General features: G+C 60.1%; 11 protein-coding genes. 7 read left to right on the forward strand and 4 right to left on the reverse strand.

The window, feature by feature from the left end; genetic code table 11:
- Nucleotides 1-150: 150 nt before the first annotated feature.
- Nucleotides 151-3045, reverse strand: a complete 2895-nt coding sequence (locus QMK55_RS20715) for a ribonucleoside-diphosphate reductase subunit alpha (protein ID WP_102354198.1) — start codon at nt 3043-3045, stop codon at nt 151-153.
- An 864-nt stretch (nt 3046-3909) separates the two neighbouring features.
- Between QMK55_RS20715 and QMK55_RS20720 the strand changes: the two genes are divergently transcribed.
- Together QMK55_RS20720 and QMK55_RS20725 are read left to right on the forward strand one after the other, a co-directional pair.
- A complete protein-coding gene (locus tag QMK55_RS20720; protein WP_102354197.1) occupies nt 3910-4632 on the forward strand; it encodes a response regulator in 723 nt (240 codons plus the stop codon).
- Entirely contained in the window at nt 4629-6239 is a 1611-nt protein-coding gene (locus QMK55_RS20725) for an ATP-binding protein (protein ID WP_320329875.1), read from the forward strand. Before QMK55_RS20720 ends, QMK55_RS20725 begins: the two co-directional genes overlap by 4 nt.
- A 209-nt stretch (nt 6240-6448) precedes the next feature.
- Here QMK55_RS20725 and QMK55_RS20730 read toward each other — a convergent pair whose 3' ends face one another.
- Nucleotides 6449-7174: a 4'-phosphopantetheinyl transferase family protein gene (locus QMK55_RS20730; protein WP_320329876.1), complete on the reverse strand. Its 726-nt coding sequence runs from the start codon at nt 7172-7174 to the stop codon at nt 6449-6451.
- 145 nt (nt 7175-7319) lie between these two features.
- Nucleotides 7320-8111 carry a dienelactone hydrolase family protein gene (locus QMK55_RS20735; RefSeq protein ID WP_102354194.1) on the reverse strand — a complete coding sequence of 264 codons (792 nt, stop codon included), beginning with the start codon at nt 8109-8111 and terminating at the stop codon, nt 7320-7322.
- A gap of 141 nt (nt 8112-8252) precedes the next feature.
- Here QMK55_RS20735 and QMK55_RS20740 point away from each other — a divergent pair, with 141 nt between their 5' ends.
- From QMK55_RS20740 to QMK55_RS20760, 5 genes are all read left to right on the forward strand, one after another.
- Nucleotides 8253-8858: a hypothetical protein gene (locus QMK55_RS20740; RefSeq protein ID WP_320329877.1), complete on the forward strand. Its 606-nt coding sequence runs from the start codon at nt 8253-8255 to the stop codon at nt 8856-8858.
- A 168-nt stretch (nt 8859-9026) separates the two neighbouring features.
- Nucleotides 9027-9704, forward strand: coding sequence for a response regulator transcription factor (locus QMK55_RS20745; RefSeq protein WP_027612288.1), 678 nt, complete (start codon nt 9027-9029; stop codon nt 9702-9704).
- Nucleotides 9701-11047 (forward strand): ATP-binding protein, encoded by a 1347-nt coding sequence (locus QMK55_RS20750; RefSeq protein ID WP_102354192.1) that lies wholly within the window; start codon nt 9701-9703, stop codon nt 11045-11047. Before QMK55_RS20745 ends, QMK55_RS20750 begins: the two co-directional genes overlap by 4 nt.
- Nucleotides 11048-11217: 170 nt before the next feature.
- Nucleotides 11218-11487 carry a hypothetical protein gene (locus QMK55_RS20755; protein WP_320329878.1) on the forward strand — a complete coding sequence of 90 codons (270 nt, stop codon included), beginning with the start codon at nt 11218-11220 and terminating at the stop codon, nt 11485-11487.
- The gene (locus QMK55_RS20760) at nt 11412-12272 is read left to right on the forward strand and encodes a hypothetical protein (RefSeq protein WP_320329879.1); all 861 of its coding nucleotides are present in this window, start codon (nt 11412-11414) and stop codon (nt 12270-12272) included. Before QMK55_RS20755 ends, QMK55_RS20760 begins: the two co-directional genes overlap by 76 nt.
- A gap of 26 nt (nt 12273-12298) precedes the next feature.
- On the opposite strand, the gene QMK55_RS20765 is transcribed toward QMK55_RS20760, so the two are convergent.
- The gene (locus QMK55_RS20765; protein WP_320329880.1) at nt 12299-13297 is read right to left on the reverse strand and encodes an AraC family transcriptional regulator; all 999 of its coding nucleotides are present in this window, start codon (nt 13295-13297) and stop codon (nt 12299-12301) included.
- Between the last annotated feature and the right edge of the window lie 42 nt (nt 13298-13339).

Raw genomic sequence — 13339 nt, forward strand, 5'->3', positions numbered from 1 at the left:
GTAGAGGTCAAAAGATCGCAGACTCGTTTTACTCCACGGCTCCCAGGTAAATGGCGGACAAAAGAAAACCCCCGACAAACCAGAGGTCTGTCGGGGGTTTTCTTTTGTCTGGAGCGTATCAGGCGTTTCGCAACGCCTGATCGGCTCAGCTTATTGGCAAGCTTCGCAATCCGGCTCGTCGATCGCGCAAGCCTTTGGCACTGGCGCCGGGCCGGCTGGAGCTGCCAGGACCGAGTCGTCGCCGTGGTTGCCGCCGCTGGAAACAGCGTTCAGCTTGCCGGTGTTGATGGTCGACTTCTCGGTGCTGGTCGCGGCCAGGGCACGGAGGTAGTAAGTGGTTTTCAGGCCACGGTACCAGGCCATGCGGTAGGTCACGTCGAGCTTCTTGCCCGAGGCGCCGGCGATGTACAGGTTCAGCGACTGAGCCTGGTCGATCCACTTCTGGCGACGGCTGGCGGCGTCAACGATCCACTTGGTATCCACTTCGAAGGCAGTCGCGTAGAGCTCTTTGAGTTCTTGCGGGATGCGCTCGATCTGCTGAACCGAACCGTCGTAGTACTTCAGGTCGTTGATCATGACCGAGTCCCACAGACCGCGAGCCTTGAGGTCGCGAACCAGGTACGGGTTGATCACGGTGAATTCGCCCGACAGGTTCGATTTCACATACAGGTTCTGGTAGGTCGGTTCGATCGACTGCGAGACGCCAGTGATGTTGGCGATGGTCGCGGTCGGTGCGATGGCCATGATGTTGGAGTTACGAATGCCTTTCTGTACACGGGCGCGAACCGGTGCCCAGTCCAGGGTTTCGTTCAGGTCGACATCGATGTACTTCTGGCCACGAGCTTCGATCAGGATCTGTTGCGAATCCAGCGGCAGGATGCCTTTGGACCACAGCGAACCCTGGAACGTCTCGTAAGCGCCGCGCTCGTCAGCCAGGTCGCAGGAAGCCTGGATCGCGTAGTAGCTGACCGCTTCCATCGACTTGTCGGCGAATTCGACGGCAGCGTCGGAACCGTAAGGGATGTGTTGCAGGTACAGCGCGTCCTGGAAGCCCATGATGCCCAGACCGACCGGACGGTGCTTGAAGTTGGAGTTCTTCGCTTGTGGCACCGAGTAGTAGTTGATGTCGATAACGTTATCGAGCATGCGCACGGCGGTGTTCACGGTGCGTTCCAGCTTGGCGGTGTCCAGCTTGCCGTTGACGATGTGGTTCGGCAGGTTGATCGAGCCCAGGTTGCAAACGGCGATCTCGTCCTTGTTGGTGTTCAAGGTGATCTCGGTGCACAGGTTCGAGCTGTGAACCACGCCGACGTGCTGCTGCGGGCTGCGCAGGTTGCACGGGTCTTTGAAAGTCAGCCATGGGTGGCCGGTTTCGAACAGCATGGAGAGCATTTTGCGCCACAGGTCTTTGGCCTGGATGGTCTTGAACAGCTTGACCTTGCCTGGGTACTCGGTCAGGGCTTCGTAGTACTCGTAACGCTCTTCGAAGGCTTTACCGGTCAGGTCGTGCAGGTCCGGTACTTCGGATGGCGAGAACAGGGTCCACTTGCCGTCATCGAAGACGCGCTTCATGAACAGGTCAGGGATCCAGTTGGCAGTGTTCATGTCGTGGGTACGACGACGATCATCACCGGTGTTCTTGCGCAGTTCGATGAACTCTTCGATGTCCATGTGCCAGGTTTCCAGGTAGGCACACACAGCGCCCTTGCGCTTGCCACCCTGGTTAACGGCTACAGCGGTGTCGTTCACTACTTTGAGGAACGGAACCACGCCTTGGGATTTGCCGTTGGTGCCCTTGATGTACGAACCCAGAGCACGAACAGGCGTCCAGTCGTTGCCCAGGCCGCCAGCGAATTTGGACAACATGGCGTTGTCGTGGATCGCGTGGTAGATACCCGACAGGTCATCCGGCACGGTGGTCAGGTAGCAGCTCGACAGCTGTGGACGCAGAGTACCGGCGTTGAACAGGGTCGGGGTCGACGACATGTAGTCGAAGGACGACAGCAGGTTGTAGAACTCGATCGCACGGTCTTCTTTGTGCTTCTCTTCGATCGCCAGGCCCATGGCCACACGCATGAAGAAGATCTGCGGCAGTTCGAAACGCACGCCATCCTTGTGGATGAAGTAACGGTCGTACAGGGTTTGCAGGCCCAGGTAGGTGAATTGCTGATCACGCTCGTGGTTGATCGCCTTGCCCAGTTTTTCCAGGTCGAAGGAGGCCAGCACAGGGTTCAGCAGTTCGAACTCGATACCTTTGGCGATGTAAGCCGGCAGTGCCTTGGCATACAGGTCGGCCATTTCGTGGTGAGTGGCGCTTTCGGCCACGCCCAGGAAGCCCAGGCCTTCGGCACGCAGGGTGTCCATCAGCAGCCGGGCGGTCACGAACGAGTAGTTCGGCTCGCGCTCAACCAGCGTACGGGCGGTCATCACCAGTGCGGTGTTGACGTCGGTCAGGGCCACGCCGTCGTACAGGTTTTTCAGGGTTTCGCGCTGGATCAGGTCGCCGTCGACTTCTTCCAGACCTTCGCACGCTTCGGTGACGATGGTGTTCAGGCGGCCCATGTCCAGCGGCGCCAGGCTACCGTCGGCACGGGTGATGCGGATCGACGGGTGCGCGTTGACCGCTTCTTCGGCCGGAGCGTGGGCTGCGCGTTCTTTCGAACGACCGTCACGGTAGATCACGTAGTCGCGAGCAACTTTCTGCTCGCCGGCACGCATCAGGGCCAGTTCGACCTGATCCTGGATTTCTTCGATGTGGATGGTGCCGCCCGAAGGCATGCGACGCTTGAAGGTCGCGGTGACTTGTTCGGTCAGGCGGGCCACGGTGTCGTGGATTCGCGACGAAGCGGCAGCGGTGCCGCCCTCAACTGCGAGAAACGCTTTGGTGATAGCGACGGTGATCTTGTCATCGGTGTAAGGAACGACAGTGCCATTACGCTTGATCACGCGCAGTTGACCAGGCGCGGTGGCAGCCAGATCCGAATTCGAATCGGCGGCCTGCGGCAAGGTGCCCTGCGGGTTCTCGCGAGTTGTGTCGGTTTGCATGGGTGTCTCCACGTTCTCTATGTTTGTTTGGGCACCATCAAGGTGCCCACCGTTCCGTCCTGAAGCACTACAACCGGCACGCGCCGGGTATAACGACTTCGGGACAGTTCAGGAAGGGGGCCTTATGGGCGCCGCTTCCATGCCGAAGTCTTCGGTGCACGCGATACGCGTGAGACCGCATTCCTTTCGGGGAGCAGATTCGTCACTGCAACACCCGTACCGTTATCGTCGTGGTCGACTGAAAAACGGTAGCCATCCGCAGGCGCGGTTTGGGCTTTCGAAAATACGTTTGGTTCAACCCGACAATGGCAATAAAAAGCCTTGAATTCACTGTCCGGTTTGTGTTTGGTTTTTTGTGCAAACCCCTACATGTAGGGTTTTTTTACGCACGGGCTACAAGATAATGCGTTTTAGGGGGGGAATGCAACGGACAGCCTGTGGATAACCCTGTGCGTAAATTGTGTGCGAAATGGCGAAGCAGCGTGTAGGCCGCGAACCTGCTGAGCTAGACCGTTTGTCACTGTTTTTCACTTGGGAAAAACGCTTCAGCGGATTTTTAAGGGCGCGAACCCTATCACAAAAAACCGCCTTGTCCGAACGCATTTGGCGACTTGTGTTCTGGCTGTACGCCGTTTATACAATCGAGCGGTGTTTACCCATTCTTATCCTCCCGAAAGATGACAAAAAGACGGGAGGATTCAGAAAAAACTGTAGGAGCGAGCCTGCTCGCAATGATGGCGGCACATTGGATTTGATGTCGACTGACCCACCGCTATCGCGAGCAGGCTCACTCCTGCAGGGGAAGGTGTCTGGTGGGGCAATCGTCTCCTTTATAAATAAAAAATAGAAAAGCAGAGGTCACCGGTGGAGCAAGAAGCGTGGCAGGTATTGATAGTCGAGGACGACCAGCGTCTGGCCGAACTCACCCGCGAATACCTGCAAGCCAATGGATTGCGCGTGGAGATCGAAGGCAACGGCGCACTGGCAGCGGCGCGGATCATCAAAGAGCAGCCGGACCTGGTGATCCTCGACCTGATGCTGCCCGGTGAAGACGGCCTGAGCATCTGCCGCAAGGTTCGTGACCGCTATGACGGGCCGATCCTGATGCTCACCGCCCGCACCGACGATGCCGACCAGATCCAGGGGCTGGATCTCGGCGCTGACGATTACGTGTGCAAACCCGTGCGTCCACGGTTGTTGCTGGCGCGGATCCAGGCCTTGCTGCGACGCAGTGACACGGCCGAACCTCTCGCGGAAAAAAGCCGTCGTCTGCAGTTCGGCCCGCTGGTGGTGGACAACGCCTTGCGCGAAGCCTGGCTCAGTGACAGCGGCATCGAACTGACCAGCGCCGAGTTTGACCTGCTCTGGCTGCTGGTGTCGAATGCCGGGCGAATCCTGTCTCGCGAAGAAATCTTCACCGCGCTGCGCGGCATCGGCTACGACGGCCAGGACCGTTCGATCGACGTGCGCATCTCGCGCATCCGCCCGAAAATCGGCGATGACCCCGACCACCCGCGCCTGATCAAGACCATCCGCAGCAAAGGCTATTTGTTCGTCCCGGAAGCTTGCGTGGATCTGGCCTTGTGAACTCGATCTTCCTGCGCATCTACGGCGGCATGTGCGCGGCGCTGATTCTGGTGGCGGTGCTCGGCGTGCTGGCGCTGCATCTGCTCAATCAGGTGCGCAGCGAGCAGTACCGCGAGCGCCTGGCCCACGGTACGTTTTCACTGATGGCCGACAATCTGCAACCGATGAACGAAACCGAGCGCCATCGGGCGCTGCTGGTGTGGGAGCGATTGCTGGGGATTCCGCTGGCGTTGAAGAAGTTTTCCGAGACCGATCTGGATCTGTCCCAGCGCACTCGGGTGCAGCACGGTCAGGCGCTGGTGGAGCAGACCGGCCCGCATGCGGCGCGGGTCTATCGGCTGGTCAGCGATAAAGAGCAACTGGTGCTCACCGGCGACGTGCAGCAGATCAGCGAGCAGTTAGCGCGGGCGACTATTTACCTGTTGGCCGATGAGCTGGTGCGTTTCCCCGTCGGCGAACAGCCCAAGCGGCTGGCACAGTTAAAGGAAGAGAAGGGCTTCGGTTTCGATCTGCGCCTGGTCACGGTGAGCGAAGCCGACATGGACGAAGACCAGAGCCGTCGCGTGTCCGAGGGCGATACGGTGATGGCGCTGGGCAAGGGGGGGGACTCGATCCGGGTGTTTGCCGGCATGGTCGGTACACCGTGGGTGCTGGAGATCGGCCCGCTGTATCAGATGAATCCATACCCGCCGCAATGGCTGGTGCTGATCGCTGCCCTCGGCCTGAGCCTGATCGGTCTGATCGTTTATCTGCTGGTGCGTCAGCTCGAACGGCGTTTGCGCGGCCTGGAAGCGGCGGCCACGCGCATTGCCAAGGGCAGCCTGGAAACCCGTGTGCCGGCCCGGGGCGCCGATTCGGTGGGGCGCCTGGCGTCGGCATTCAACGGCATGGCCGAGCACTTGCAGCAGTTGCTGGCGATCCAGCGTGAGCTGGTGCGTGCGGTGTCCCATGAGCTGCGTACGCCGGTGGCGCGCCTGCGTTTCGGGCTGGAGATGATCGGCTCGGCGACCACCCCGCAGGCGCTGGAAAAGTACCGTGAGGGCATGGACCACGACATCGAGGACCTCGATAAGCTGGTCGACGAAATGCTCACCTATGCGCGGCTGGAACAGGGTTCCCCAGCGCTGACCTTTCAACGGATCGATCTTGATGCACTGGTCAATCAGGTGATCGAAGAGCTGGCGCCGTTGCGCGCCGAGGTCACGGTGCAGCGCGGGTTGTGCTTGTCAGCGGCGGATAACGACGGCGCCTGGGTCGAGGCCGAACCGCGCTTCCTGCACCGGGCGTTGCAGAATCTGGTGAGCAATGCGATGCGCCATGCACGCTCGAACGTGACGGTGAGTTATCAGGTCGGGCAGTTGCGCTGTCGGGTGGATGTCGAGGATGACGGGCCGGGTGTGCCGGAGTCGGCTTGGGAGCGCATCTTCACCCCGTTCCTGCGTCTGGATGACAGTCGCACCCGGGCGTCAGGCGGGCATGGCCTGGGGCTGTCGATTGTGCGGCGGATCATCCACTGGCACGACGGCCGGGCGCTGATCAACAAGAGCAAGAGTCTGGGTGGGGCTTGTTTCAGTCTGAGCTGGCCGCGCCATCAGGAACGCCGCTGAGTTTTGTGGCAACCGTGATGCCGCCTTCGCGAGCAGGCTCGCTCCCACGGGGGAATGCATTTCAAAGTGTGGGAGCGAGCTGAACGGGTCAAGTAATCCCGGACACCGATTACGCCTTCGCGAGCAAGCTCGTTCCCGCAGGGGGGCGCATTTCAAAATGTGGGAGCGGGCTTGCTCGCGAAGGCGGCGGAGCAGTCGCTGAAAAATCTTCAGGCAGGAATGCTGACCAGACTCAACAACTGCCCGTCCTGCACACCAAATTGCGCATCAAGCTCGGTGCCGTTACGCCATTCGCTCGACAAATCCGTCAACAACCGCAAGCGCACCTGACCTTGTTCCGTCCACTCCAGCACTTCAGCGTGCTCGAAGTAAAAGCGTTTTTGCACAATCGGGTACAGCGCCTTGAACAGGCTCTCTTTCACCGAAAACGTCAGCGTCACCCATAACCCCAGTTGCTCGCGCGAGCCGGCGGCCATGCGCTGCAGTTCCGCTGGAGTCAGGATTTCTGCGGACAGGCGTTCGGCGCGATCATTGTCGAGCAGGTTTTCCAGGTCCATGCCCAAACCGCGCCAGTGCTGTTTATTGGCGACGATCGCTGCGGCGCGCCCGGTGCTGTGGGTGATCGAGCCGCAGATGTGCGCCGGCCACACCGGGGCGCGATCTTCACCGATCGCCGGGATCACGCTTGAGCCTTCGAGCTGCTGCAACGCGGCCCGGGCGCAGATCCGCCCGGCGAGAAACTCGGCCTGACGCTTGGCCACCGAGCGCTGAATGCTCGGCGGCGGCTCGACTGCGCTGCGCTGAAAGTCATCGCCCAGCAGTTGTTTCGGGTCGAAGTGGGTGCTGAGCAGCACGGTGTCAGGCAAGACCGTCGGCAACGGCCAGTGGCTGTCGAGTGGGGTGCAGCAGGCGGGGAGGGCGGGGGTGAGATTCATGGCGGGCATTTTGCCGGTTAGTCGGGGCAAGGTCGAGATCGGTGGTGCGGCTTTCGCGAGCGAGCTCCCACACTGGATCTGCGTCGATCACAAATCCCTTGTGGGAGCGAGCCTGCTCGCGAAGGCCGCGCCGCGACGTCTCAGATCAGCTGAAGATATTCAGGAAAAACGCCTTCATGTCCGCCCACGATTTTTCATCGGCGGCCTTGTTGTAACCGATATCCGGGCCACCGTGATCGCCGTGGCTCAAGCGATCGGCGTCGGGATTGGTGAAGCCGTGCTTGGCGCCATCCAGGCTGACGAATTTGTAGACGGCGCCGGCCTTGTCCATTTCCGCCTTGAACGCGGTGACGTTATCCGCCGTCACCATGCTGTCGAGGGCACCATGCTCGACCAGAATCTTCGCCTTCACACTGCCCGGCGTGGCCGGGGTGGTGGTCGCCAGCGCGCCATGGAAACTGACCACGCCTGCCAGTGGCTCGCCTTGACGCGCCGCGTTGAGCACCACGCCACCGCCGAAGCAATAGCCGATGGCGGCGATTTTATTCACATCGGTCTGCGGCTGTTTCTTCAGCAGATCCAGCCCGGCCTCGAAGCGCTTGCTGGACGCGGTGGCATCCTGGGTCGCGGCCTGCATGAACGCCATCGCATCTTTCGGGTGCTCGGTGTTCTTGCCTTCGCCGTACATGTCGATCGCCAGCGCGCTGTAACCCAGTTCGGCGAGGTCGCGGGCGCGGCGCTTGGCGTAATCGTTCAGGCCCCACCATTCGTGCACCACCACCACGCCCGGGCGCTTGCCCTTGATCGCGTCGTCGTAGGCGTAGTAGCCGATCAGTTTTGTGCCGTCGGCGCTCTGGTAGGGAATCTCCTGAGTCTTGATCGCAGCGTTGGCCAGGCTGCTGGCAGCGAGCAGGGCGAGGGCGAGGAACAGGCGCATGGTCGGTCTCCTTATCGAAAAGTGGTCAGGACAGCCTAGTCGATTTGATTCAGCGCAGGTTCAGAGAGCGTTCAGGGGAGGTACAGGGGCAGGTCAGTAACCTTGCGCCATACCAAACAGCACTGTGAAAGAGGAAACTCGATGACTCGTCTGAACAAACTGCTGCTGGCTTTTACCTTGTTGGGCTCCAGCATTGCGGCACATGCCGATGACACCACTAACTTCGCCGGCCTGACGTTCGGCCAGACCAGTGACAAGGTCAAAAAGTCCCACGCACTGAACGACAACCTCGGCCACCCGGACGCCAGCGGCGCGATCGACGGCAACAACACCTACGGCGTGCGCCTGGGGCAGCAAAACTCGCAAGGTCGCTACTACGCCACCTACGACAACGTGTCCGGTTCGCACAATGGCATTAAACTGCGCCAGGAAAACCTGCTGGGCAGCTACGATCTGTTCTATCCAGTGGGCGGCAGCACCCAATTGTTCGGTGGTGCAACGGCCGGTTTGACCAAGCTGACTCAGGAATCGCCAGGCTACAGCCGTGACAGCGACATCGGTTACACCGTCGGCGGCCAGGTCGGTGTGCTGCAGCAAGTGGCGCAAAACGTTTCGGTCGAACTCGGTTACCGTTACCTGATGAGCAACGCCAGCACTGAAATGAAAGAGCGCGGCGGCAGCAAGCAAGGCTCGCTGGACTTGACCAGCAGCGCCCAGACTTACCTGTCGGCCAACTACGCTTTCTAGAAAAGCGATTCGCGAGGGCAAGTGCCAGGCGAAATCAGGGTGGGAGCGGGCTTGCTCGCGAAGGCGATGGTTCAGTCGACATCTACGTTGACTGAACCATCGCCTTCGCGAGCAGGCTCGCTCCCACAGGTGTGTTGTTGGCGTTATCGATTTACCCGGGAGAGCGTTATGAAACTGTTGGTCGTCGAAGATGAAGCGCTGTTGCGCCATCACCTGCAAACCCGCCTGACGGAGAGCGGTCACGTGGTCGAGTCCGTGGCCAATGCCGAAGAGGCGCTGTACCAGACCGGACAGTTCAACTTCGATCTGGCAGTGATCGATCTCGGTTTGCCGGGCATGGGCGGTCTGGACCTGATCCGCCAGTTGCGCTCGAGCGGCAAGACGTTTCCGATCCTGATCCTCACCGCGCGCGGCAACTGGCAGGACAAGGTCGAAGGCCTCGCCGCCGGTGCCGACGACTACGTGGTCAAGCCGTTCCAGTTCGAAGAGCTCGACGCGCGACTCAACGCCTTGTTGCGCCGCTCCAGTGGTTTTACCCAGTCGACCATCGTTGCCGGGCCGTTGCTGCTGGACCTCAATCGCAAGCAGGCGTCGCTGGACGAGGAGCCGCTGGCGCTGACCGCCTACGAATACCGCATCCTCGAATACCTGATGCGCCACCATCAGCAAGTGGTGCCCAAGGATCGCCTGATGGAGCAGCTCTACCCGGACGACGACGAGCGCGATCCGAACGTGATCGAAGTGCTGGTCGGTCGACTGCGCCGCAAGCTTGAAGGCCCGGGCGGGTTCAAGCCGATCGACACCGTGCGCGGTCTCGGCTACCTGTTCAATGAGCGCTGCACTTGATTCGTTCGCTTCGTGTTCGCTTGATGCTCGCCGCCACCACATTGGCGGTGTTGTTCATGCTCGGCTTGCTGCCGGCGATGCAGGGCGCATTCAGCCTGGCCCTGCAGGACTCGATCGAGCAGCGGCTGGCCTCGGACGTCACCACGCTGATCTCCGCAGCGCGTATCGAGAACGGCCGGCTGATGATGCCGGTGCAATTGCCGGATGAGCGTTTCAATCTCACCGACAACCGTTTGCTTGGCTACATCTACGACCGCGAAGGCAAACTGGTCTGGCGTTCGAAAGGCACGCAGGAAGAGCAGATCAACTACAAGCCGCGCTACGACGGCATGGGCAACGAGTTCGCGCGGATCCGCGAGAGCAACGGTCAGGAATTCTTCGTCTACGACGTCGAGGTCAAACTGCTGGGCGGCAAAAGTGCAGCGTTCAGTATCGTTGCCCTGCAACCGGTGCGTGAATACGAAAATACCCTCGAAGGCCTGCGCGACAATCTCTATCTGGGCTTTGGCGCCGCGTTGCTGGTGTTGCTGGCGCTGCTGTGGATCGGCCTGACCTGGGGCCTGAAGGCGCTGCGCCGGCTCAGTCAGGAGCTCGACGAAATCGAAAGCGGCACCCGCGAAAGTCTCACCGAGGAGCACCCGCGCGAACTGCTGCGCCTGACCGGCTCGCTCAACCGTTTGCTGCACAGCGAACGTCAGCAGCGCAGCCGTTACCGTGATTCACTCGATGACCTGGCGCACAGCCTGAAAACCCCGCTGGCGGTGCTGCAAGGGGTCAGCGAAGACATGGCCCAGCGTCCCGAAGATCGCGATCAGGCCTGGGTGCTGCAAACCCAGATCGAGCGCATGAGCCAGCAGATCAGCTATCAACTGCAGCGGGCCAGCCTGCGCAAAAGCGGTCTGGTGCGCCATCAGGTGCGCCTGCAACCGGTGCTTAAAAGCCTGTGCGACACGCTGGACAAGGTCTACCGCGACAAACACGTGCGCGTGGCCTTCGATCTGCCGGAGCATTGCTATGTGCCGATCGAGCAGGGCGCGCTGCTGGAGATGATGGGCAACCTGCTGGAAAACGCCTATCGCCTGTGCCTGGGCGAAGTGCGCATCAGCGTGCGCGAGAGCCTGGCCGGCATTGAGCTGTGCATTGAGGACGACGGCCCCGGCGTACCGCCGAATCAGCGAGCGCGGATTCTCGAACGTGGTGAGCGTCTGGATCGCCAGCATCCGGGGCAGGGGATCGGGCTGGCGGTGGTCAAGGACATCATCGAAAGCTACAACGCCAAGCTGATGCTGGGCGATTCGCCGATGGGTGGGGCGGCGTTCAAGATTCATTTTCCTGCGGTTTGATTGACGTATCGTCGAACCCTGACCGCTGGTCGCAACTGTCAGATCTGACAGGTGTTCTTTTTTCTTCTTCCAATCAGGCTGGTCGCGTCTATTAGGTGAGTGCGTCGGCCTGGCGTTTCGGCCATTTCATGAATGGGTACGGAATTTCATTCGGGACAAGGAGATTGCAAATGGTCGAGTTCGTGGCGGCTCAGGATCGTGAGCAGATTGGCAAGGCGATGTCGCAAAGGATTGTGGAACTGCCGGCTCCAGCGATCGATGGTGTTAAGGATTCGACAATCAGTCTGTTCCAGATGCAAGACGGGCTGGTTTCCGAATTCCTCACATCGAGGAGCAGCAAGTCGGATACAGGTATCTCGCTTTTGTGGAAGTCGAAGATGAGCTGGGTAGCTGGGGGCTGGCTGGAAGAATTCAAAGCGCTGAGGGCGACACCCTTGTAACCATCCCCGCCGATCGCGCACTGACTTTTCGTGGGCAATCGATAGTGCTTCGTTATTTCTATCTGGAAATCGAAAATTCGATCTCGCCGAGTACTCGTTACTTCGCGGAGGATGAGATTTATCGTCCCGTTGTAGATGAAGCCGAGAAGGGCATTATCCCGTTGGCGGTGGTTAATCGCGGGGTGAACGTTCGCCTGAGGGCTTCCAAGGCTTTGTCAGTCGGGGCACTTGTTTCCTTTTACTGGCACGGGACTGCGTGTGAAGGCTCATACGCCAGCCATTTCCGAATCCAGAGTAGCGATGAAGGTAAAGATGTGGTGTTTGGCATTGCTCCGCGTTTTTTGCGGCCCAATAAGTACGGCACTGTCCAACTGATTTACACGGTGGAGAATGCCGGTCGAAAGTGGACAACTTCACTTATGGAGTTGGAAGTCGAAGGGGATTTGAAAGCGCCCGAACAGGTTTATGGATCGCCAGGGCGATACACGCCGGGGCAACTGGATCTCGTTGATAAAGCCGGGCGTATTCCAATGAGGTTGAGCACTCATGGCATGAGCGTTGGTGATGCGGTCACGTTCATTTTTTCAGGGATCCTGATTGGGACTTCTTATGTTTGGCGACAGATCCTGGAATCCCATCACATCGGTCAGGATCTGCTGATCCACGTGCCTTTGCTCCATGCTCAATTAGGTCCGAGTGTAAGAGCGTTGGGCATTGTGGAGCGTAAGACAGGGGAGGTTGTCGGTACGCCACTTGTGAGGCTTGAACCGCCGATACTGGACTGACCCTTACGGGCTTTTGATGTACTGCCTCACTGCTCCTGCGCCCGATAAGCCCCCGGCGTCAGCCCCGTCCATTTCTTGAACGCCCGGTGAAACGCCGACGGCTCGGAAAACCCCAGTTGCTCGGCAATCTGTTGCAACGACAGATCCGCCCGGCCCAAATGGTAGATGGCGATATCCCGCCGCAACTGATCCTTCAACTCCTGAAAACTGGTGCCTTCCTCACGTAAATGCCGGCGCAGGGTTTGCGGGCTGATGTGCAGGTGCGCGGCCACAGCTTCCAGGTCCGGCCAGTGCGCGCTGTCGCGGCTGAGGAAGCGGCGCAGGCGACTGCTGAGGCTGTCGCCGTCGTCCGGGCGTGACAGCAGGTCGGCGGGTGAGCGTTCGAGAAAGTGTTTGAGGGTGCGTTCGTCCTGCAGCAGCGGCATGTGCAGATAGCGGCTGTGGAACAGCAGGCTGCTGTGCTCGGCAGAAAACACCAGCGGGCAGGGAAACAGCAGGTCGTATTCGGCACCGTGCGCCGGTTTCGGGTAGCTGAACGTGGCCTGCTCCAGACGAATCCGCTGGCCGATCAGCCAACTGCCGAGGCGATGCCAGATCACCAGCAGGCTCTCGCTGAGAAAGTGATCCGGGTCCCATAACTGCGAATCATCAAGGCTCAGGCGCACCCATTCGTCTTCGCGCTGCAGGCTCAGACGCGGGGCCTCGGGGAATAGGCTATAAAACAATAAACCACGTTGCAGTGCCTTCTCCAGATTGCGGCAGTGGATCAGGGCGTGGCACATCATCGCGAAGCTGCCGGGTTTGCTCGGCGCGTTGCCAAAACCCAGGTATTCGTCATCCAGGGCCAGCCACAGGCTCTGCAGCAGTTGGGTGAATTGCTCCGGGGCGATGCGTGCCCGTGGCTCATCCAGCAACTCGGGGCTGATGCCCAACTGTTGCAGCAGCGGCCAATAATCGAACCCCGAGCGGCGTGCGCCACCGAGGGCGGCACGGGCGAAATGACTGGCGATGGTACGTTCGCGCATAAGCGGCAGATCCTTCCTCAGGCGCCGGATGGTAGTCGGGGG

Source organism: Pseudomonas sp. P8_229, from assembly GCF_034008635.1.
Taxonomy (GTDB): domain Bacteria; phylum Pseudomonadota; class Gammaproteobacteria; order Pseudomonadales; family Pseudomonadaceae; genus Aquipseudomonas.

Bases quoted from the DNA above. Each gene is read 5' to 3' on its own strand.
- QMK55_RS20715 (WP_102354198.1), bottom strand. From the start codon at position 3,045: ATGCAAACCGACACAACTCGCGAGAACCCGCAGGGCACCTTGCCGCAG.
- QMK55_RS20730 (WP_320329876.1), bottom strand. From the start codon at position 7,174: ATGAATCTCACCCCCGCCCTCCCCGCCTGCTGCACCCCACTCGACAGC.
- QMK55_RS20735 (WP_102354194.1), bottom strand. From the start codon at position 8,111: ATGCGCCTGTTCCTCGCCCTCGCCCTGCTCGCTGCCAGCAGCCTGGCC.
- QMK55_RS20740 (WP_320329877.1), top strand. From the start codon at position 8,253: ATGACTCGTCTGAACAAACTGCTGCTGGCTTTTACCTTGTTGGGCTCC.
- QMK55_RS20745 (WP_027612288.1), top strand. From the start codon at position 9,027: ATGAAACTGTTGGTCGTCGAAGATGAAGCGCTGTTGCGCCATCACCTG.
- QMK55_RS20755 (WP_320329878.1), top strand. From the start codon at position 11,218: ATGGTCGAGTTCGTGGCGGCTCAGGATCGTGAGCAGATTGGCAAGGCG.
- QMK55_RS20765 (WP_320329880.1), bottom strand. From the start codon at position 13,297: ATGCGCGAACGTACCATCGCCAGTCATTTCGCCCGTGCCGCCCTCGGT.